At 40.2% G+C, this 22,771-nt stretch carries 16 protein-coding genes; 12 read left to right on the top strand and 4 right to left on the bottom strand.

The genetic code is table 11. The annotated features are described in order from the left end of the window. Positions 1–499 precede the first annotated feature (499 nt). Positions 500–1,252: a TspO/MBR family protein gene (locus H6G75_RS21020; RefSeq protein WP_190981965.1), complete on the top strand. Its 753-nt coding sequence runs from the start codon at positions 500–502 to the stop codon at positions 1,250–1,252. 93 nt (positions 1,253–1,345) lie between these two features. Continuing rightward, positions 1,346–3,916 (top strand): DNA mismatch repair protein MutS, encoded by a 2,571-nt coding sequence (gene mutS, locus H6G75_RS21025; RefSeq protein ID WP_190981966.1) that lies wholly within the window; start codon positions 1,346–1,348, stop codon positions 3,914–3,916. A gap of 310 nt (positions 3,917–4,226) precedes the next feature. Here mutS and H6G75_RS21030 read toward each other — a convergent pair whose 3' ends face one another. The 3 genes from H6G75_RS21030 to H6G75_RS21040 all read right to left on the bottom strand — a co-directional run bounded on the left by H6G75_RS21030 (position 4,227) and on the right by H6G75_RS21040 (position 7,122). Beyond that, positions 4,227–4,616, bottom strand: coding sequence for a hypothetical protein (locus H6G75_RS21030; RefSeq protein ID WP_190981967.1), 390 nt, complete (start codon positions 4,614–4,616; stop codon positions 4,227–4,229). A 368-nt stretch (positions 4,617–4,984) separates the two neighbouring features. Then, positions 4,985–6,298 (bottom strand): O-antigen ligase, encoded by a 1,314-nt coding sequence (locus H6G75_RS21035; RefSeq protein WP_190981968.1) that lies wholly within the window; start codon positions 6,296–6,298, stop codon positions 4,985–4,987. Then, positions 6,280–7,122: a YaaW family protein gene (locus tag H6G75_RS21040; RefSeq protein ID WP_190981969.1), complete on the bottom strand. Its 843-nt coding sequence runs from the start codon at positions 7,120–7,122 to the stop codon at positions 6,280–6,282. The genes H6G75_RS21035 and H6G75_RS21040 overlap by 19 nt, the downstream gene beginning before the upstream one ends. Before the next feature lie 267 nt (positions 7,123–7,389). Here H6G75_RS21040 and H6G75_RS21045 point away from each other — a divergent pair, with 267 nt between their 5' ends. From H6G75_RS21045 to H6G75_RS21075, 7 genes are all read left to right on the top strand, one after another. Then, positions 7,390–8,415, top strand: coding sequence for an NAD(P)/FAD-dependent oxidoreductase (locus H6G75_RS21045; RefSeq protein WP_190981970.1), 1,026 nt, complete (start codon positions 7,390–7,392; stop codon positions 8,413–8,415). Positions 8,416–8,943: 528 nt separating this feature from the next. Next, entirely contained in the window at positions 8,944–9,321 is a 378-nt protein-coding gene (locus H6G75_RS21050; RefSeq protein WP_190966713.1) for a hypothetical protein, read from the top strand. 292 nt (positions 9,322–9,613) lie between these two features. Next, positions 9,614–10,510, top strand: a complete 897-nt coding sequence (locus H6G75_RS21055; protein WP_190981971.1) for a hypothetical protein — start codon at positions 9,614–9,616, stop codon at positions 10,508–10,510. A 199-nt stretch (positions 10,511–10,709) separates the two neighbouring features. Then, on the top strand, positions 10,710–12,632 hold the full coding sequence (locus H6G75_RS21060) for an Hsp70 family protein (protein WP_190981972.1): 1,923 nt from the start codon (positions 10,710–10,712) through the stop codon (positions 12,630–12,632). A 427-nt stretch (positions 12,633–13,059) separates the two neighbouring features. Then, on the top strand, positions 13,060–15,225 hold the full coding sequence (gene topA, locus H6G75_RS21065; RefSeq protein ID WP_190981973.1) for a type I DNA topoisomerase: 2,166 nt from the start codon (positions 13,060–13,062) through the stop codon (positions 15,223–15,225). Positions 15,226–15,381: 156 nt separating this feature from the next. Beyond that, entirely contained in the window at positions 15,382–16,560 is a 1,179-nt protein-coding gene (gene eis / locus H6G75_RS21070; RefSeq protein ID WP_190981974.1) for an enhanced intracellular survival protein Eis, read from the top strand. Positions 16,561–16,735: 175 nt separating this feature from the next. Further along, the gene (locus tag H6G75_RS21075; protein WP_190981975.1) at positions 16,736–17,275 is read left to right on the top strand and encodes a hypothetical protein; all 540 of its coding nucleotides are present in this window, start codon (positions 16,736–16,738) and stop codon (positions 17,273–17,275) included. A gap of 235 nt (positions 17,276–17,510) precedes the next feature. On the opposite strand, the gene aroF is transcribed toward H6G75_RS21075, so the two are convergent. After that, positions 17,511–18,383, bottom strand: a complete 873-nt coding sequence (aroF, locus tag H6G75_RS21080; RefSeq protein WP_190981976.1) for a 3-deoxy-7-phosphoheptulonate synthase — start codon at positions 18,381–18,383, stop codon at positions 17,511–17,513. Positions 18,384–19,016: 633 nt separating this feature from the next. Between aroF and H6G75_RS21085 the strand changes: the two genes are divergently transcribed. The 3 genes from H6G75_RS21085 (at position 19,017) to H6G75_RS21095 (ending at position 22,633) form a co-directional block, all read left to right on the top strand. Further along, on the top strand, positions 19,017–19,511 hold the full coding sequence (locus tag H6G75_RS21085) for a hypothetical protein (RefSeq protein ID WP_190981977.1): 495 nt from the start codon (positions 19,017–19,019) through the stop codon (positions 19,509–19,511). A gap of 187 nt (positions 19,512–19,698) precedes the next feature. After that, complete coding sequence (locus H6G75_RS21090; RefSeq protein ID WP_190981978.1) at positions 19,699–20,496, top strand: pentapeptide repeat-containing protein; 798 nt, start codon at positions 19,699–19,701, stop codon at positions 20,494–20,496. A 331-nt stretch (positions 20,497–20,827) separates the two neighbouring features. Further along, a complete protein-coding gene (locus tag H6G75_RS21095) occupies positions 20,828–22,633 on the top strand; it encodes a sensor histidine kinase (protein ID WP_190981979.1) in 1,806 nt (601 codons plus the stop codon). Positions 22,634–22,771 lie beyond the last annotated feature (138 nt).

Raw genomic sequence — 22,771 nt, forward strand, 5'->3', positions numbered from 1 at the left:
GCAATACCGGAAAATTGATCGATAGAATACTGTTCCCAAAAATTAAAAACTATATATTGAACTTGTCTAGCACAGTAGGAAGCACCAAGGGAGAGAATAGGCAAAAACAGTAGGTTATTTCCTCATATTTTGCTTCAGTTTTAGCATTGAAGCATAACATTTTCGCCTGTGCTTTACCTTGGTGTTTCAATTTCTTTTTCTCTGTCGCAGTTGGCGAAAATAGCTGCGATGGAGTTTTGCTGTTTGGAAGTTAATTAAATTTTGGGATACAGTTTTTCTACTATTTAAGTAAATACCGTATATTGAAAATTTTGTCAATGCCGTCAAGAAGCATAAAAAAATCTTGAATAACTTGCCTTGTTACTATTCAATCTTAAAAATTAATATACGCAATAATCTGCTTTTGAATGTTTCTGCACTTAAATTGTAAATTCAGAGCCTACATTAACCATATAATAATTTATTATTTTAATTAAAAATTAGGCACAAACACTGAATTATGAATCAATCAAATAATAGTGGCATACTTGAAAAGTTTGTCAATACAGTGATGGGTGTAAAAACCGGGAAGCAACAACAGTCTCGACAGACCTCAATATCTACAAGTAAAGAAGTAGATATTAAGGCAATTATAATTTATAAACTAGGCACTATCCTACAAATATTAACGATGACTGTTGTCTTACTAGGGATGGAAAAATTAGTGATGTTGATTGATCATAATTCTTCTATTCCCAGTTGGGTTAGCACATTTTTGACAGGATTATTTTTTGTTTTATTAAGTATTCGTTCACGAATTTTTTCATTGTTAGATAATACCCGTTCTGGTCAAACATACGACCAAGTGATTAGACCAAGATGGGCTCCGCCACCTTTAGCTTTTCCCATAGTTTGGATGATCATAGCTGTTTTGCGCGTGATTTCTTCTGTATTAATTTGGCAGCAAATGAATCACCAATTTTTAGTATTACCTTTAATTTTATTTGTAGTACATTTGGCTTTAGGAGATACTTGGAATACAATTTTTACTGTAGAACGTAGATTGGGCGCTGCTGTTCCTGTCGTTATTTTAGGCCCGTGGTTATCTGCTTTAGTGGTAACGGCAGTTTATTGGCAGACTAATCCTTATGCCGGAATGATATTATCATTTTCTTGTGTATGGCTCACCGTAGCTGCTGTATTGGTATTTAGAATTTGGCAATTGAATGGTTGTGAGCCATTGTATCCGTTAAAACTCACATCAGAAAAATAAATAAAAAAAATCTTGAGCGATCGCAAATCAACACCAGATCACGCTATCATCGAGTATTGTGGCTTTTGCGTGTGTGAATCCTGGCATCTATCTATGACCGCTTCTGACTCTGATAACCAGCCAACGGAATCTCTTCAACCCCCTGCGCCTCACGCGGACACGCGACTGGTAGACCGCAGTAAGCTGAGTAAAATGTATCAGCATTATGTGGAAGTCAAAGATAAATATCCCCATGCGTTGTTGTTATATCGGGTAGGCGATTTCTTTGAAACTTTTTTCCAAGATGCTGTTACTGTGTCGCGGGAACTGGAATTAGTTCTTACCAGCAAGCATGGTGGCGAAGTGGGACGGGTGGCGATGACTGGTGTACCGCACCACGCTTGGGAACGCTACAGCACCCAATTGGTAGAGAAAGGCTATGCAGTGGTCATTTGTGACCAAGTAGAAGATGCTTCCGAAGCCGTGGGTTTGGTAAAGCGGGAAGTGACGCGCATCCTCACCCCTGGCACTTTGCTAGAAGAGGGGATGTTAAAATCTAGCCGCAATAATTATTTGGCGGCGGTGGTAATTGCGGGGAATCATTGGGGTTTAGCTTACGCAGATATATCCACAGGGGAATTTCTCACAACCCAAGGTAGCGATTTAGAACACCTCACCCAAGAATTAATGCGCTTGCAACCTTCCGAGGTGTTGGTTCCCACCAATGCACCTGATTTGGGGGCTTTACTGCGTCCAGGGGAAACTTCGCCCCATCTTCCCCAATGTTTACCGCCATCATTTTGTTATAGTTTGCGATCGCAAGTACCTTTTTCTCAAGGAGAAGCTAGAAGTAAATTATTGCAGAAATTCAAGGTGCGATCGCTCGAAGGTCTAGGATGTGATCATCTTCCCCTGGCTGTGCGGGCGGCGGGGGGTCTTTTAGAATATGTGGAAGATACCCAAAAAGAAAATACAATTTCTCTGCAAAGACTCCGCACTTATACACTCACAGACTACTTAATTATTGACCATCAAACCCGCCGGAATTTAGAAATTACCCAAACAGTCCGCGATGGTACTTTTCACGGTTCTCTACTGTGGGCGTTAGATAGAACTAGCACCGCAATGGGAAGTCGGGCTTTACGGCGTTGGTTATTGCAACCCCTACTTGATATTAAAGGCATTTGGTCACGGCAAGAAACAATTCAAGAATTAAAAGAAAATACACCTCTGCGTCAAGATTTGCGTTATTTATTACGGCAAATCTATGATTTAGAACGGCTTACGGGTAGGGCGAGTTCAGGAACTGCCAATGCGCGAGATTTAATTGCTTTAGCTGATTCTCTCTCGCGTTTGCCAGAATTAGCACGTTTAGTTGCTGATGCTAGTTCTCCCTTCTTGAAGGCTTTGCAAAAAGTTCCGCCAGTCTTGGAAGAATTAGCCCAAAAAATTCAAGCCCACCTTGTCGAAGCACCACCCATTCATTTAAAAGAAGGGGGCTTAATTCGTCCAGGCATCAATGTATTATTAGATGAAAGAAAGGCGACTGTCGAAGCAGACCATCAATGGATTGCCAATTTAGAAGTTGATGAAAGGGCGAGAACAGGTATCCCAACGCTGAAGGTGGGATTTAACGAAACCTTTGGTTACTACATTAGTATTTCTCGCACCAAAGCTGACCAAGTACCCGCCAACTATATTCGTAAGCAAACCCTGAAGAACGAAGAACGCTACATCACCCCAGAACTCAAAGAAAGGGAAGCGCGGATTCTCAGTGCGCGGGATGATTTATATAAGTTGGAATACGAGATTTTTGTGGCGTTGCGGGAAGAAGTCGGCGAACAAGCCGAGGCTATTCGTCAACTTTCTCGCGCTGTCGCGGCGGCGGATGTGTTATGTGGTTTAGCCGAGTTGGCTGTGCAGCAAGGTTACTGTCGTCCCGAAATGATATCAGGGCGAGGACTAGAAATTGTAGATGGTCGTCACCCAGTGGTAGAACAGTCCTTACCTGCGGGTTTCTTCGTCCCCAATTCCACTCAGTTAGGACAAGATTCATCAACAAATGACAACCCCGATTTAATCATTCTGACCGGGCCGAATGCCAGTGGTAAAAGTTGTTACTTGCGTCAAGTAGGCTTAATTCAATTGATGGCGCAAATTGGGAGTTTTGTCCCGGCTAAATCTGCAAAACTGGGAGTATGCGATCGCATTTTTACCCGTGTTGGTGCTGTGGATGATTTGGCAACTGGTCAATCTACCTTTATGGTGGAAATGAATGAAACCGCCAATATTCTCAACCACGCCACCTCAAAATCTTTAGTATTATTAGATGAAATTGGACGCGGAACCGCCACTTTTGACGGTCTTTCGATTGCTTGGGCGGTTGCAGAATATATCGCTACCGAGATTCGTTCCCGGACAATTTTTGCCACTCACTATCATGAATTAAATGAGTTAGCAGCGATGTTACCTAATGTGGCTAATTATCAAGTCACCGTCAAAGAATTACCAGACCAAATTATCTTTTTACATCAAGTCCAACCAGGTGGGGCTGATAAATCTTACGGTATCGAAGCGGGAAGGTTAGCTGGTTTGCCTGCGGTGGTAATACAAAGAGCAAAACAAGTTATGGGCGAAATTGAGAAACACAGTAAGATTGCGATCGGGCTGAAAAATTTAACTTGATTGTGACAGTTTTATTTGATGAGTAGACAAGGGAGATAAGGGGGACAAGGGAGATGGTAAATATGACTGTATTATAGGCAGAATACTACAGCAATTTCGGGCGTTGTATAATTGCGGGATTATTTATCTCACGCAGAGGCGCAAAGACGCACAGAGAATAAGGAGTTAAAAATTTCCAAGACATCAAATTCATCCCCTCATTCAGCAATGCCCAATTTCGATGTTTGTGAAATACTGTAGAGATGTTACATTTAACGTCTCTACATAGTCTTGGGTTTTATTTCATACTTCATACTTCAGCCATTTTGTGCTAGTAGGCAGAACAATTAATAGAAAGAACACCCTGATTGGAAAATGAGACTCTTACCTTATATTCTGCCGGACAAGTCTCAACTACATTACCAGTTCTAATTTGAATTTCTTCTGAAAGTTCACAGCTATTAAATTGCCCTTTTTCATCAAACACAATATAACTTTTAGCTTTACAAGGAAAATTAGATGTTCCAATAGTGGGGCTAGAAACTTGAACATTGATATTCTGAGCAAGTGAACAAGTTGCCAAAGAATTATTTGGATGATAAACCACGGTACCTGTTTCACATGAAATTGCAGCTTCAGCAGGTGATGAAATACCGAAATTAATAGTTAAGAAACTTGACACCAATGCGAATAATACACCTTTTTGATTAGGTGATTTCATATAGTAGATTTCCCTGATGAATGAAATAAAAAATAGTGCTTAACTTCTGAAAAATTACACATATAAAAGGGCATCTAAAGATTAGATGCCCGTCATGTAGGAAACCCCCAAAAGGGTTGTCCTTACACCTTCCCAACTATCAGCAACATTAGATAATTTCTAATTAGATAACTAGAAATTATCTAAATCACAAATGTGAATACTGTAATTCTAAGAAATAAAAAATACGAATGCCGACAGTGTAACCACGGAAAAAGTACCAAGAAACAAAATGCTATTTTTGAGCAGAAATGCTGATACAGATATATGAAGCAAAATTATCTGTACAAGTTGGGGCTAGGAAGTAGGCGATCGCATTTTTTGAATATCTAATTTTCATTTGCCAAGGGCTTATGATTTTGCTCTGGGTAAAATACAATTCCGCAAATTGCTGCTAAAAATAGCCAAAACAGGGTATTGACGCGAAAATCAAATAAGGTCACATCCACAGTATTGAATAATATCAACTCGCCAAATACCAAAAGATAACTGAAGAACACTAACCTATCTGCTTTAACCAAAGAATTAGATTGCCGTAAAAATTGTATACCTGCAATTAATATCCCAGCGAGTAAACCGCAGAATAACAGAGTAGCAGGAAATCCGGTTTCCGCAGATAACATTAAAAACAAGTTATGCGGATGACCTAAATCAATATTCATCTTGGCTTTGTAAAGTGCGGAGAAACTACGTAAACCCCAACCAGTCCAAGGATGCTGTTGTGCCAAAGACCAAGCAAATTCCCATTGAGTTTTTCTCATTAAAGCAACTGGTCTATCGGGATACATTTCATCGTTTAACCGCGCCCAAAAGAAAGCCGGAACCACACGACGGAAAATTTGGGCGATGGGAGAAGGTGCAAAAGCAGCCAATAGAATCGTAGTGATGACTCCAACCACGCTACCAACCAAGATGCGCCAACCTTGATAAAGTGCGTAAGCTAAACAGGCAATCATCGCGATCGCCCATCCGTTGCGCGAATTAGTTAAAATCAATGCGGCAAAACTGGCAATCAGTATTAGCGTCAACAAGCCAATCAGAGATTTTTTTCTTTTTCTGGATTGCCATTGTTCGAGTAATAAAGCTATCCCGACAGTAAAAATAATCGCTAAATAAGCAGCCAATAAGTTGGCGTGCATAAATAAAGCCGCCATTCGTCCTGGTGGTTCACCTCCCGGTGCAACCGCCCAATCTAAAACAATCCACAAAAACTGTAATTTTAACGCCCAAGCTAAAAACAACTGTCCAAAGCCAATCACAATCACTGGTACAGCACCAATTACCAAAATCCAGGCTATTTGGCGCAATTGGGCAATTGTCTGAATCAAGTTACCCCAACCAGCAAAAACTAAAAAGTAAGGTACTAAATTAAATAAACCTAAAAAAGCATCGGCTTTATAAGTGGCAAATCCTGACGTAATCAGCAGTAATAATGTCAAAATTGCAAATCCCCGATTGATGGGGCGGCGAATAATTTGGCGGTATTGTTGTAGCCAAGTCAATAAAGATGCCAAAATTATCGCCACCACCCCAACAAATGGACTGAGGGGAAAAATCAGTAGCCCAATTTGGAAAGTATTCCAAGCAAATTGGCTTTTCGGGTTGGGATGATCAAAAGCGAGGTTCAAGCTGGCTCCCAACATTCTGTGCGAGTAAGACGAATTTGGGCTAAAGCAAAAATGGTCGGGATAATGCGACCATAATTAGTAGCGATCGCTCGCCAACCTAAATCAGCTAAAAACCAAGTCCACATAGCCGGGCCGACAAAAGCAAAGACTGTGCGAACTGCCCCATAACGCGCTGCACTCATGGTCATACCTCGCTGCGCCATTTGCATAGCTACATAAGTTTCAAACTGGGTTTTGGCTACTGTTGAACCTGTAACCGCCGCTTGTTTAGCGACTTGATAGGTAGCAAAGTGCAAAGCAAATTGTCGCGCAATTTGTTTGAGGATGAACGGTTGAATAACAGAAGTAACAGCTAAAGCACTACCACCCTTAAACAGCAATCCCAAGGGGTCACGCTGCAACATTAATGGTAATGGTTCTTTAAGTTCCGTTTTCACCAAATGACGCTGGACTTTAACAGTCAACTTTTGTTTTTCTTTTTCTGGCAGTTTTTTCCACACTTGCCCCAGCAAATGTAAAAATACCTCTGCTTCTAAATCAACAGTTGTTAAATGATTGGAATAAGGAATTTTTAAATATTTACAAACTTGAATTAAGGCTTGGCGGTAAGTTACTTGGTTTGTGCGTCCCCGCAACACTGTTACTCCATCGGCTGCCAAAAACCGGAAACGCTCTTCTAATGAGTCTAACCAAGCTTGGCGGCTCTGACTTTGAACTTCGATTGGTTCAGGTGTCTGAACATAATCTAGGGGATTGAACTTTCGACTAAACAATATTGCCGTTAAATCTTGCAATTCATCATCTGTTGCTAGTTCTAAGGCCGCCCTGAGTTCATCCAATGTTCCTTTCCTCCCTTCCGTGCAGCTTGTCTGTACTTTATTCTACTATTAGCTTTTGGCGGTCTTTAGTAGTCTTTTTATCCTCGCCATCTGTATTTTGTCATTGAATCAAGAATTTAGAAGCCAGAATTCAGTATTCAGAACAAAAATGAAAATAAGTCAGAATCCTCTACGGGAAGGTTCCCATAACACCTCTACATTCTGAGTTCTGACTCCTGAATTCTGTTTAATAATAACCAAAGACTTAAAACAAAGGACTATTAACTAATGATAGACGTTGCTGTAATTGGTGCTGGTATGGCGGGGTTAGTTTGCGCCCAACAATTAAAGCAAGCGGTATATTCAGTATTAGTTGTGGAGAAATCCCGTGGTTTGGGGGGAAGAATGGCGACACGTCGCTTGTATGATACTTGGGCAGATCATGGCACTTGTTATCTCAAACCCAAGGGTGAGTTTTTCCAAGAGTTTATTGATTTATTGTGCGATCGCCAAATTATCACAGTTTGGAATCGTGACGAACTCCCACCACGTTATATTGCACCTGCGGGGATGAGTGCGATCGCTAAATTTCTCGCCCCAGGTTTGGATATATTACTCAATCAACGGGTAATCGCCATTCACCCAACCCCTGAAAATACTTGGCGGCTAACTCTAGAATCTAGCAATGAAGAAATTACAGCCAAGGCGGTTGTAGTGGCGGTTCCTGCACCTCAAGCTGTGATGTTGTTAGAACCCTTGGGTGAAAACTTATTAGGAACGGACTTTTTAACTAACCTGCGTTCGGTGGAATTTGCGCCTTGTCTTAGTGCGATCGCAGGCTACCCCAATTCCGCACCCCTACCAGATTGGCAAGCCCAAAGTTTTGCAGATGATTCTGTGTTGGGCTGGATTGGTTTAGATAGTAGCAAGCGCCCCCAACCAAAACAACCTGTATTTGTCGTCCAAAGTAGTGGAAATTTTGCCCAACTACATCTAGAGTCATCTGATTTACAACCTGTCGGGCAGAAAATGTTGCACCACGCCGCCCAAACTCTCTCACTACCTTGGCTAGAGACACCCGAATGGATGCAAGTACACCGTTGGCGTTATGCCTTTCCTAGCCATCCTTGGACAGAAAGCATTTTATCTGCCAGTGCTTCCTTACCTTTGGTTTGCTGTGGTGATTGGTGCGGCGGTAATCTCGTGGAAGGTGCGATGCTTTCTGGACTGGCTGCTGCCTTTGCAATTAATCATCATCTCAACCAAGTCACTCTCGCTAATGTGAACTTTTTCAAAAATCTTACCTTTTCATAACATCTATCGTTAGACTGGTTGCTTTGTGTTGGCATATCTTTTTTCTCAAGATTTGCTACAGTCTTACCTCAAAAATTTGTTATCTAGAATACATAGAGCAATCTAAAAAATAATTTAGAAATAATAGGTAATAAATCAATAAGTAATGTAAATTACTTAGCAAGTTTTACTTACCTCAATATTTCATTCTCCAGAATGTTGTTAATAAAAAATTAAAATTGATCCCCTAATATTTATGCTGCGTTTTGTGTAGATTTTCGCCAAAAAGGTAGAAATTTGAAATAATTGGGATTGTGGATCTACAGCTTTGTTAATGTCATAGTTGGTTGAAGTTTATAGACAAAACTCAGAGTTAACTAGTATAAAATTTAACTTAAAAACCCATAATCAAAAGTCTGATTTTGTACTGAAATCAAAGTTAAATTGAATGTATAAAAACCATTTCCGTGAAGCGGTTTTGGCAGATTAGTAACACTCAGTGAGTCTTTAAAACAAAACTCAACCGTATTTCAATGGAGATAAAACCTTATGAGAACAGTAGTCAATTTAACCAGAGAATCGTTAGTCAGCGAAATCAAAAGTGTTTTAGATACTTATGCTTACTATCCTTATCAAGAAACCTTTGCGATTCCTGAATTACGTCAAGAATTAATTGATTTTGTCATCAGCCGCATTCCCTGTTTTTATAACGAAGAGTTTGACAGAGAATTTCCCCTACAAAACATCATCAAAGATGCTCCTATAGAGCAGAAATTTCCCCGGAGTCCATTAGAACAGAAGTTACATTTACAAAACTTGATTCATCAGGGCATTTTTGCCATCATGCAAGATAAATCAGCTTGGATTAACAATCATCTATGTAGCACTGTTGAGCCTGGTTGTGAACCTTCTCAATGGTTCGGTTAATTAAATAAAAGTTTTACATCTTGTCTTTACAGCAACTACCAATTATCTACAACTGGTGAAAACTAGAAGTGAGCAGTGACAACAACTCCCCACTTTTAGTAAGTCTTAAGTACGGTGTGTTGATGATTTCAGCCTGACGCATCATACTTAAGATTTACTTTATCAATGGTATCTAAATTTCAGATTTATCTGCGTCCATCTGCGGTTAATTTTTTCTTGCTATACTCACCTATGTAGAAAGCACTATAAGCTAGATTTATCAAGGTTGAGGTGCAACTAATAAAGTTAACGAATGAAAACTATCAGCACACTGTTTAACGCAGAACGTAACCAACTACAGATAGAGATTGATCAGATAGCTAGTGTTGAACAAGTAGTTAAACTAGTTCAAAATCGACTCGATAATTTAGAAAGAACTTATATTAGTGAACTCAATTTAACTCAAGTCCGTTTAGCATCATTTTTCTTGGAGATGCTGCGACAGTCAGTCGGTAATTTGACTGTGGTTAATCAGTCTTCAGTTGTACCACCAGAACAACAGCCAATTAGTAATTTAACTACAAAAGTTTCCCCTAAAAGATTAATTCTAAAACTGCTAAAGGTACTTATTTATATTGGCATTTTAGGTTCTTTATTTTCGTTAACTAAAATTAACTTCAATGCTTGGATGGGTATCTTACTAACTTCGCTGCTTCTTGGTTTAGAAGTTGTGTTGCAACTGGATAAAAGTAATGTTACCTCCACAGAATTGTTAGAGATACCCAAACCTGTGCTGCGAGTGGATAGCAAACTGCTTTTAGATAACTTAGCTGATGCGCTGAATACTATTGATATAGCAGTGTCTAGGTTTGCCGAAGGAAACAAATTAGAAGACGATCGCACCTTAGAAGAATTACCAGAGTTACTGAACTTTCTCCAAAGGCTTATGGGTGCGTCATTTCTTGAACAACCGCAGATGGCGATCGCTTTAACAAAACTCCTCCCGCAAATTCTCATGTCTCAAGGAATTCGCGCTCAAATTTACCAACAGCAAGCACCGCAAAATGAGCGAGAATATTTTGACTTTGAACCGAGTATTGACCCAAATACCAAAGATTACGTTACCATTACACCTGCCTTATTAAAAGGCGATCGCTTACTCCGGCGCGGTCGAGTGATTGAGCCAGCGTACTCTGAGGCTAGGGATTAGAGGGATGTATAACACAGGACTTTATGCAGAAATATGAAAAAACGAACCGCAAAGGACACATAGACGCGATAGCGGCTTCCCGCAGGGTAGGACACGAAGTTAAGAGAATTTTAGAGGGTTCTTGCGTAAGTCCTGAGATGCTTAAATCTGTAAACTGTAACCTGCTTCACCTCATTTAGAGGAAAGTTGCTGTAAAAGTATGAAAATTTCAGAAACAATTGGTTTTGATTTGGGACATGGTGAGACAGCCGTAGCTAAAGCGATAGTTGAAAGTATCGAACCACCCCAAATGTTGGAAATTAATAATAAGAAAAATCAAATTACTGCTTTAGGTTGGCATCCCAAACTTGGCTATTTGGTAGGGGAACAAGCCTTAATTCAAGCTGGCGTAACTCAACTGACAATTTCATTCAAGCAAAAACCCAACCACGATGCCAATTACAGAAAAACAATCTCAACTTTTCTGGCGACTTACTATGACAAACTGCAAGAAAGCAAACAAATAGAAGGAGGTGAAAGTAGTTATTTTTACATTGGTTGTCCTTCAGGATGGTCAATGAGCGATCGCCAAGCATACCAAAAACTACTTCAAGAAGCTGGTATTTCCCACCTCAACGTTATCCCCGAATCTCGCGCAGCTTTCATGCAAGCCAAAGAAGGCGGAAAGCTGGAGTATGAGAAACTCCTCGCATCGGTGCTAATTGTTGATATTGGCTCTTCCACTACAGATTTTACCTTGGTAAAAAGCTTACATGAAATTCCGTTAGATTTCGGAAGTAATGCTTTAGGCGCATCCTTAATTGATAAAGCGATTTTTGCCCGTACACTCGCCAAACACGACCAAAAAACATTACTCGAAAAAGTATTTCAAGAATATCCCCATCATCAAGCCCGTTGTGAATTAGCTTGTCGCAAAGCCAAAGAAGATTATTTTTCTAATGAACAGTTATATAATGACCCCCAATCTTTTGCTCGTGGTTTTGAATCTATCAACGAACAGATTTATTTTATTCCCCAAGTCAACAAAGTGATGATGGAGGAAATTCTGCATCAACCTTTAGCCGAACTGGGGAATAAAAGTTGGGTTCAAGCATTTCATGATGCTGTCAGCGAAGCCAAAGCCAAATTAGAACAACTTGATACAGTCCCCAAACTAGTGCTGATGACTGGTGGTGCATCCCGAATGAAATTTACCCACCAAATTTGTCAGCAAATGTTTCCCGAACCAGCAACTCAACTCCGCCCCGATCCTGAACCGGAACGCTGCATTGCACTCGGTTTAGCGCGAGTCGGAAGATGGGATTTACGGGCGACGGCTTTTCAACAAGAAGTGAATCAACTTTTAGATTCCCAAAAGCTCAAAGAATTGATTGCTAGACATATCCCAGAGTTAATTGAATTGTTAACTCAACCATTAGCCGATAATTTGATTGAACAAGCCGTGAAACCAGGAGTAAAAGACTGGCAAACAAACAAAATCCGCACTCTAGCAGATTTAGAAACATATATGAAAAATCGGGCAGAAGAATGGTTAAAAAGTAATATTGCCCAGCAAATAATTAACAATCAATGTATTCGTTGGTTTAACAACAAAATTCAACCAGACTTAGCCGCAGTTACAGATCCCATCTGTCGCAGGTTTCACATACCCAGAAGTAGTTTAAGGTTTGAAGATAGCATTGAACCAGCTTTTGTTAATCCAGAATTACGAATTGGCGATGCGATTTTAGCTGACACAGTTGCATTTATCGTCAATGTCGTCATTGGTGGCGGTACTGTAGCGAGTCTGATTACCCTCATTCTCACAGGACACTTGACTTGGCCGATCGCATTAGTATATGGTGCTTCAGTCATGGCAGCAGGTATGGAACTGAATCGTAAAACTGTCCAAGAAACAATCAAGAAAAATTTTGATATCCCCAGTTGGATTCGTCCTAATTTGATGAACGATCAGAAAATTGCAGATATGTGCATTCAAATAAAACCAGAATTAGAAAATGTCTTTCGAGAACAATTAACTAATAATCAAGTAGCTTTTGAACAACTCACCCAAAAAGTTGAACAAGGGCTGCAAAAAGCACTGGCAACGAAAGTTCAAGAGGCGATTATTTTAATTCAATAATAAAGTAAAAATACGAGATGAATTTGTTTCACGCAGAGGCGCGGAGGCGCGGAGGGGAGGAGTTTAATATTTAAGTAATACTAATTCTGTATGAAGATGCACAGAATCTTAAGAAACGAACCGCCAAGAGCGCCAAGAACGCCAAGGATTTAGAGTTTCATGGAGTGCAGCTTCACTATCTGCGTTTATCTGCGTGCATCTGCGGTTAATTTTATTGCATTTTTTTAAGTAGGGCGTGCTGATTGATAGTCCAGCAATCAAATTGTATTACTATAGCGGTAGTCAGATATGTTAGGACAATTTGAAAACTTGAACACCAGGAATAGTAAGACTTATCCTCCTGCCTGGTTGGTGAGCGAAGTCGAACCACTGCCTCCTGCCTTCTGCTAAATATCAAAGACTAGAATCTCTGTTATCAAAAGCATCTATGCCGAAACGCCTTCTAGTTGTTGAATCTCCTGGGAAAGTCAAAAAGCTCAGTCAGATTTTGGGTTCTGATTGGATTGTGCGAGCTAGTTGTGGTCACATCCGCGAACTGAGTAATACGGGGGAAGATTCTTTAGGTTTCGTCATTGATGATGGTAGTGTTAAGTGCAACTATGTACCCCGTGACCAACGCTCTAAAGAAACTATCCAGCAACTAAAGGCAGTTAGTAAGCAGGTTGATGAAGTGGTTCTCGCCACTGACCCAGATAGGGAAGGTGAAACAATTGCTTGGCATTTAAAAGAAGTGCTGGGATTGAGAGAACCGAAACGAGTTATTTATAGTGAAATTACCGCATCGGCGGTGCGAAGTGCGATCGCAAATCCGCGCAAACTAGATTCTAACTTGGTAGGCGCTGGACTATGCCGTGATTGTCTCGATAAGCTGGTTGGTTACAAAGGAAGTCCCTTAGTTTGGGCATTAAATAATGGTGCGAAGAGTGTTGGCAGAGTTCAAAGTGCAACTTTGCATCTAATATGTCAGCGAGAACGGGAGATTGTCACCTTTGTACCCCAAGACTATTGGAGTGTGTGGGTAGACTACGCTGAAGGCTTCCGGGCTTTTTATAAAGGTACAACCAATTCTCTCAGCGATGCGCCAGAAGCAGAGACGGAAACCCACGACGATGCAGCAGGTAATAGCACCCAAGCGCCAGAATCAAAGAGGGTTCTCTCGGAAGCGGAAGCGATATGTTTAGTTGAAGAAGCACGTCAGCATCCCCATCAAGTCATTCATGTTGAAGGTAAAACTGTTTATCGTCAACCACCACCACCTTTTACTACTTCCACCTTGCAACAAGCCGCCGGTTCCAAGCTGAAATTAGCTCCCGACAAAACGATGGTTTTAGCCCAAAAGCTGTATGAGGCTGGGTTAATTACATATATGCGGACAGATTCAGTAATGTTAAGTCCTGAGTTCTGCGCGGCGGCTCGTAAGTGGTTGGAAGAACATGATCCGCAGAATGTACCACAGCAGCTTGCCAAACATCGCAGCGCCAAAACAGCCCAAGAAGCCCATGAAGCGATTCGCCCTACCGATGTGTTTCGTCCATCAGTCCAGCTACGTCAAGAATTACCGCCTGAAGAATTTGACTTGTATGTGATGATTTGGAAAAGAGCGATCGCATCTCAATGTAAATCTGCTCAACTCCGCAAAACTCAGATTATCACACAGTCTAATTCGCTGTTATGGCAAGCTAGAGGACAAGTAGTCGAATTTTACGGTTACGCTCGCTATTGGAATAACATCAGCAAAGATTCTGTTTTACCTCTTGTGCAGCAGGGACAAGCATTAACCCTAGAAAATGCCAATTTCGAGAAAAAACAGACTCAGCCGCCACCACGTTACAGCGAACCGAAATTAGTCCAACTCATGGAGCGTAAAGGTATTGGTCGTCCTAGTACTTATGCTCCCACGGTTGCTACCTTAAAGAAGCGGGGTTATGTGCAGTTAACAAAAGGCAATCTGCAACCTACAACGCTGGGGCTAGAAGTTGATGATTTTTTACAGAAAGCTTTGCCAGATTTACTAGAAGCAGAGTTTACAGCCAAAATGGAAAGCGCCCTCGATGCGATCGCAGAAGGTAAACAAGGCTGGCAGCAATACTTAACAACTTGGAATAAAAGTTACTTCGTTCCCGCCTTAGCAAAAGCCAAAACTGTTGCTGTAAATCCTTCAAATACAAAAGCTTCAGTAGCTGAGCGCAAATATGATACTTCTAAAACTCGCTGTCCTGAATGTAATAATTTTCTCGCTAAAATTCCCAGCAGCAAAGTCAAGAAAAAATATTTCCTCAAATGCACCAGTGGCTGTGCAAATATAGTCCTATTTTGGAGTGACTTCAGCAAGTCTTGGCAACCACCACGCACCCAAGAAACCAAGCCAGAAAATCACTCCCCAACTCCTGCGAAATTAAGCTCATATCCTTGTCCAGTTTGTAAAAAACCACTAGAAGAATATAGCTACACCAAAGACGGACAAAACAAAACCATGCTGCGTTGTTCTGCTGCATCTCGTCAAGATAAAAAGCATAAAGATGTGGCTTTTTTTAGTACAGCTAAAGGTTGGTGGAGTCCGAAGTTTGGTGAGTTGAATCCAGTAGGGAAATGAGTGGACAAGGTAGATATAATTTTTGTTGCGTGAACAAATTGGATAATTTACCGCGTTTTCAGGTAAACAATATCGTGTCCAGTCAAATAAAACATAATACACCTTGTTTTGTATTTGTAGTATATTAGGAACTTGTTGCTAATTGTGGTGGAAGTGATGACACCTTTATTGGAATACAAGACCCTTGTGGATGTTGAAGACGTAAAACATTTGGGTTTGATTGTTGGACAAGCCTTTGTTTCTTCTGCTAGTGCGAGTGAAAATTTCTTCAAATCGATTGGGTTTGAGAACTTACGGGTGATTTGTCGAGAAGGGAAAGTGGCTGGCGGATTAGCGACTGTACCAATGGGAATGTGGTTGGGGGGTCAATCTGTACCAATGGTGGGGATTGCTAGTGTGGGAATTGCGCCAGAATATCGTGGAGGTGGAGTTGCGATCGCACTTCTCCAAAATATGCTGCAAGAACTCTATGCAAAAGAAACCCCCATTTCTGTTCTATATCCCGCTACGCAACAACTTTACCGCAAAGCCGGATATGAACAAGGTGGTCACAACTGCGTTTGGGAAATTTCCACTCAAGATATTTATTTACACAAGTCACCTTTAGCTTTACAACCAATAGCAGACCTTAATTGTGGAATTTTGCATCAACTATACCAACAACAGGCGCAACTAATTAATGGTTATTTAGACCGAAATCCCAGTCTTTGGAAAAGAGTAACTCAATCAGGAGAAAAAGACACTGTTTATGGTTATTTGATTGGTAACCAAGACCAACCCGAAGGCTATATTGTCTTGAGTCAATATTATCAGGCAGATCGGGCAGTAATTGAAATTCGAGATTGGGTAGTTTTAAGTCATGGTGCGGCACAAGCTTTCTGGTCTTTTTTGGCTAACCATCGTTCTACAATCAAAAAGGTCACTTGGCAAAGTTCGGTGATTGATTCTCTGACATTAGTATTACCAGAACAAACCGCCAAAATTAAACATCAAAATCGTTGGATGTTGCGGATTGTAGATGTATACAAAGCATTACAATTACGTGGTTATAAATTAGGATTAGAAACCGAATTACATTTAGCAGTTAAAGATGATTTATTAACGGCTAATAATGATAATTTTATTCTTTCTGTTGCCAATGGCAAAGGTGAAGTTAAGCAAGGTGGTAAAGGAGAATTACAAATAGATATTGAAGGATTAGCTTCTTTGTATACGGGTTTATTTACCCCTCATACTTTAAAATTAGCAGGAAAATTAGATGCGACAGACACAGCACTATTAGCCGCAACAGAAATTTTTACTAGTTCTGCGCCGTGGATGGCTGATTTCTTTTAAAAATTCAAAACTGTTCTGTGACAAAATAGTTTTATGGCAGGAGACAGAAGGCAGTGGTTCGGCTTCGCTCACCAACCAGGTAGGAGGTAAAATTTATGACTATTGCTAGTTTTTAAACCTACACAATTTCCTAATATTTCTGACTACAGCTATATTGTCCTGGAGACGATGCACTATGGTTTCCACAATCAAACACCTTTACACTAAATTATATGAGTATGTAGGTTCTGAGACGATTAGGCTTTCTCTCGCTGCTTATCCAGAGGGAGTTCGTATACTTTCAGTAAATGATTTAAAAAATTGGATAAACCAAACAATGCAAAAACCAAATGCTTGGGGTTTGATTCCAGCCACTTTTGTAGTTGACTCTGAAAATTATCTTCGTCTTGTAGAACGTCACTCTGAGCATGTAGCATGTGCAGGAAGTAAACCTGTATTATCAGCCGGAGAAATTTTTTTTCTTCCAAATAACAAGAGTTTTGAAGTAGCTGAAATTACCAATCAATCAACAGGTTATTGTCCAGAGCCAGAATCTTGGACTCAAGTTGAAAAGGCTCTTGAAAAAATTCCACTTCTGCATCCAAGAAATTTTACTACCGAGTTTATTTTTCGCAAATGTCCTGGCTGTAGTCAGCTAAATATAGTTAAAAATGATTTATTCTCTTGTGCTGTATGCAATACAAATCTTCCAAACATCTGGAATTGTGATTGTTAATCTCAAGTTTTGATAGATTGAGTAGAGATGTAGGAAAAAGGTTTTATTGCCCTAAAATAACCAAGCAAATAAATCTTTCACAGTAAGCTGAAGTTCACTTATAAAAGATGATTTTATCTCACGCAGAGACGCGGAGGCGCGGAGAGGATAATTTCTCCGTGTCCTCCCGAAGTTTGCTCAACGCGGGGAACCCGCGCACGCAACTTCTCTCTGTATCTCTGTGGTTCGTTTAAATTTAAGCCGCGTAACAAATAGGGGTAGGTTTTAAACCCACCCCTGTGTTTTCTGATATTCTGCGTCCAACGGCTGCTGCTACGGGCTTTAAAACATCAACTAAGTTCACCATATCTTCTAAAGACAATGCTTGACGGGCATCGGAAACGGATTTTTCTGGTTCTGGGTGACACTCAATAATTAACCCATCTGCGCCACAAGCTACAGCAGCTTTGGCGACAGGTGCGACTAGTTCACGTTTACCGACGGCGTGGGAAGGATCTACAATCACAGGTAAGTGAGTGATTTGCTTGAGGGTGGCGACTGCACCCAAATCTAAGACGTTGCGGGTGTAATTGTCGAAGCTGCGAATACCACGTTCGCACAGGACGACATTTGGGTTTCCATGACTGAGGATATATTCAGCAGCCATAACGAATTCTTCTATGGTGGCGGCTAAACCACGCTTGAGCAAGATCGGTTTATCAACTTGTCCCAAGGCTTTGAGTAAGTCGAAGTTTTGCATGTTGCGGCTACCTATTTGCAGCATATCAGCATAGGCGGCGACGGTTTCAATTTGCGAAATTGCCATAACTTCTGTAACTACTGGCATATTGTAGAGCGATCGCACTCTCGCTAAAACTTCTAACCCAGCTTCTGCCATTCCCTGGAAAGCATAAGGCGAGGTGCGGGGTTTGTAAACACCACCGCGTAAGGCTTGTACAGGTGCAGATGATAGCTTTTGAGCAACTGTTTCCATTTGTTCTAAGCTTTCCACTGTACAAGGGCCGCCAATAATGACTAATTCTTCACCACCGAAAGCAACTGTCTCTGAGAGTTTAACAATGGTTTGGTGGTTGGGATGAGATTGGGCGGCTAGTTTGGCGTTAATCATGGTTCGTTTCTCCGAAAATTATGAAGTCTGAAATCAAAAAAGCCCGGAAACTGAGAGTTCCGGGCGCGTTCTGGCTTATTGGCATGACGCTATTTACCCGGAGTTTGCTCTAGGCCAAAAGTAAAAGCTGTAAAACCAGTTGGTGAAATTAGTCGTCATGTTGAATTCTTCAGGAAAGATAGGTGATAGGTTACAGGTGACAGTTGGGTTTTTTCATTTGTGCTGTCTGTACAGATACTCCTAAAAACAAAAAAACCGCAGAAGTCAGTTCTGCGGTTCATCGGGCGGTTTCCAGTCGGAAACGTGACTCACTCCCGGTGAACCGCCTTATGCCAAAAATAAAAGTAGTAATTGCTGCTGAACATATACGCTGGCCTGAGATACAAAATTGAATATAAAGCTTCCTTGAGCTTCAAGATAACAAAAGCGATCGCTCACGTCAAGCACCACGGGACATCAAAAAGCGATAGACTCATTACAACTCTGGGAATGGAGGCTTGTGGCTAGTTGGTAACTGAAACATGGGCTGTTAGGACATTCAAATGAGGCGAAGCAGTTCTCGCAAACCCTAAACAGCTTGGTTATTCAACTTTGCACAAACATATATACTTTTGCGGAAAACTCAGTTTGATTATGCCCAGTTCCAAAATCTTCAGCAAATCTTTTGACACCCATGAAGTTTACCCTTGCCCAGTTTGTCGAGTCGGTAAGATATCACAAATGCCATTAATGGAAACTATGGCTTGTGATTTTTGTCAAGAGATTTTTACTGTGAATGTAGAGCAACAACAAATCAAAATGCCTTCGCGGCAACCGCCTTTGGTTTGGCGCTGGAATGGCTTGAGTTGGACAGAAGCGCAGTTAGAAGGTATGGAATTAGGTTGGGGTTACGGATTCGCTGCGATCGCTTTTGTATTTTTCCCTACAACTTTAATTGGGATTGTTGCTTTTTATTTTCCCCCATCCCTTGACTCTCCCCTAACTTGGATACCATACATCTGGACTATATTAACTTTTTTGTCACATTTATCAATCATTTTGTGGATTATTGTTGAGGTTTATCAAATTCCTGTTGCGGCATATTTCAGAGCTATAAATCGGTGGCGAAATGGAGAAATAGGAAGATGACGGTGATACAGATAAAAAGGGACAATAACTACTGACTCATAATTACTGGATGGTACAAACCCCAGATTTATCTATAGAATCATTCGCAAATTCAACATCATCCTTTCTAAATGTATCCGTGGGGTTAATCGCCAATCTCAATTCTCAAATCTAAAATTGTCTGACACTCGACTATCAACAACATCCTATGAACGAGTTGGAGCGGTATTATCGAATATTAGAGTTAGAGCCTGGTGCAACACTTGACGAAGTTAACCAGGCTTATAAAGATTTAGTCTTTGTTTGGCATCCTGACCGCCTTCCCAAAGATAATATCCGCTTGCAACAAAAAGCCCAAGAAAAGCTCAAAGCCATCAATGAAGCGCGGGATAAATTGCGCTCTTGGAATGGTAATTCTGCTAATGGGAAGCATCATCATACCGCACGTCACCCATCACCTCAACCAAATGGGAAGCATGATCCTGCGTCGTACTATCAGTCGCCTCAACCGAATGGTAAGCATGATAATGGGTCGCACTATCAGTCGCCTCAACCAAATGGTAAGTATTATACTACGTCACACTATCAGTCACCTCAACCAAAAAGACCGCCAGAAACTACCTCTCAACCACCAAAGACAAATCCAGATTTGAGTGGGAAAGATTTCAGTCGGGCTAATTTAAGTAACAAAGATTTATCTGGAAGAAACTTAAGTTATGCCAATTTAACTGGCGCAGACCTCAGCGATACTTTTATGCACAAAGTAATTTTGCGGGGTGCAAATTTATCAGAAGCTAATTTATTTAGAGCGAACCTTCTGTTAGCCGACCTCCGAGAAGCCAATTTACGTAACGCTAACTTAATTGGCGCAGACTTGAGTGGTGCTGATTTGCGGGGGGCTGACTTGACTGGTGCAAAAATTCGTTCTGGCGATCGCTTGCTAGTGAAATTGATTGGTGCTAACTTAGCAGGGGCAATTATGCCCGATGGTCATACCCATAGTTAATGATCAAGATATTAACTGCGATCGCTATTTCTCTTCACCCACCCCAGGTAAATGCTAAACCTACCTAAAACTCTTAGGTACAAATTCTCAAATTTTATTTTGTTTTCTGTTTTCTTAAGCCACAAATAATCTCTCCCCATCCGATGGAATTCGTAGATAAAAATTACGTATTTTAACGAATTCCAAATTGAGATTTATCACAGAAAATGTAGCAATCAATATTTTTGTTGCATCTCCCGCATTTTTCCGGCTCACATTAATTCGCTGAGTATGGCTGACACTAAAGATTTAAGTTAGGCTAAAGCCATTTGTGTGGGGATAACAAATATATATGCGCTCTGCCAATGCCAAAAATACTTCTGTGAAAGATAATCAGACTATCAATTCCTCTACAAAAGAGTCTGTAACTCAATCGTCAAATCATCTCAGTTGGATTGTCGGCTTAGTTAACAATCTTAGTATTAGTCAAAAAATTGCTTGGGGTTATAGTGTTGCTCTAGGTGCAGCTGTTGTTGGAACAGTAGCAGGATTTATGCTAGGTGATTACTATCAGCAACAAGCAATCATCCAAAAACAAGAAAAGTGGCAAGAGATTCAGATAATTCGTAGTCTTAACTCTGTTTTATTAGAATTACAAGCTCATCAAGGTAAAATCTTAGTTTTTACAAATTTAAAACATTGGCAAGAAGAACGCGTGCATCTTATCCAGCACGCTGCTGAACTCGAACAAATTTGGGCAGAACTGACAACTTACGTTAATCAACATCCTAATAAAAAAATATCGAATTTCTTACAAACTTATCAAAGTATTTACACTGTATATAGCCAACAAATAATGGCTATCTTAAACAAAGATTATCCATCTAATTTAAAGGCTGAAAATATAGATAGTATCAAAGAAAAACTATTAACATTTTCCCAGGGCGAACTATATTTTAAATTACACAATACTACAGATGCTTTGGAAGAATTACTGGAAGCTTCTGAAGGAACTTTTCAACGCAAAGAAGTGGCGGTACTGGCTACAGAAAAAGTCCGAGACAGAATTATTATTATTAGTATGCTGTCATCTGTGGCGATCGCTATTATACTAGCGCACTACACCAGTCGAGCGATCGCCCGTCCACTCAAAGCTGTTCACAATGTGGCGCTGAAGGTAACTCAGGAATCTAACTTTAATTTACAAGCACCAGTCACCACAGCAGATGAAGTAGGAATGTTAGCCGCCTCACTTAATCAACTTATTCAACGAGTTAATCAACTTTTAGCAGAACAGAAAGCCGAAGCATCTCGACAATTAATTCAAAATGAAAAAATGTCAAGTCTCGGACAAATGTTAGCGGGAGTTGCCCACGAAATAAATAACCCTGTCAACTTTATTTATGGAAATCTTCAGCATACTAATGCTTACTTTCAAAATTTGTTAATGCTGTTAGAAGCTTACCAAGCCAAAGTGCAAGATGATGAACTGGATGAGTTGGCTGAAGAGATTGACTTAGATTTTGTCAAACAAGACTTACCTAATTTGTTACAATCTATGCAAGTAGGTGCTAACCGCGCTAAAGAAATTGTTTTAAGCTTGAAGAATTTTTCCCGTTTAGATGAAAATGAATTTCATGCAGTAGATATTCACGCTTGTATAGAAAGTACTTTATTAATCTTAAATAATCGTCTGAAAAAAAGAATTACCGTAGTAAAAAAATATGGCGAAATCCCTAATATCGAAGGCTATGGTGGTGCATTATATCAAGTATTTATGAATATTTTATCTAATGCTATTGATGCTTTAGAAGAGTCACATAATGAAGAGGAATATCAAGAAATTGTTATTTCCACACAAAAAATCAATACAGATTGGGTAGAAATAAAAATTACTGATAATGGTTCGGGGATTTCTCCAGAGTATCAACAAAAAATATTTGAAACCTTTTTTACGACAAAACCCATTGGAGTTGGTACAGGTTTAGGTTTATCAATTAGCTATCAAATTATTGTGGAAAAACACAAAGGCCAGCTAACTTGTGAATCAGAGTTTGGTGAAGGCACCACATTTGCGATCGCATTACCAATTAAACATTCAAATGACGATGATACCTCTTTAGAAAATAGCGACTTAGCTTTTACAATCAACGACTAGAATGTAGTTTTTGCAATATTTGTTCACCAGTAATAAGTGTAATTTCTTCCAGTTCAAAGGTTTGCAACCTTTTTGTAGATTATTTTCATTTAGTTTACTTATTTGGTATTCTAATTAAGAGCATTGCTTTAAATTAAC

The organism is Nostoc sp. FACHB-280, from assembly GCF_014697615.1.
Classification (GTDB): Bacteria; Cyanobacteriota; Cyanobacteriia; order Cyanobacteriales; family Nostocaceae; genus Nostoc_B.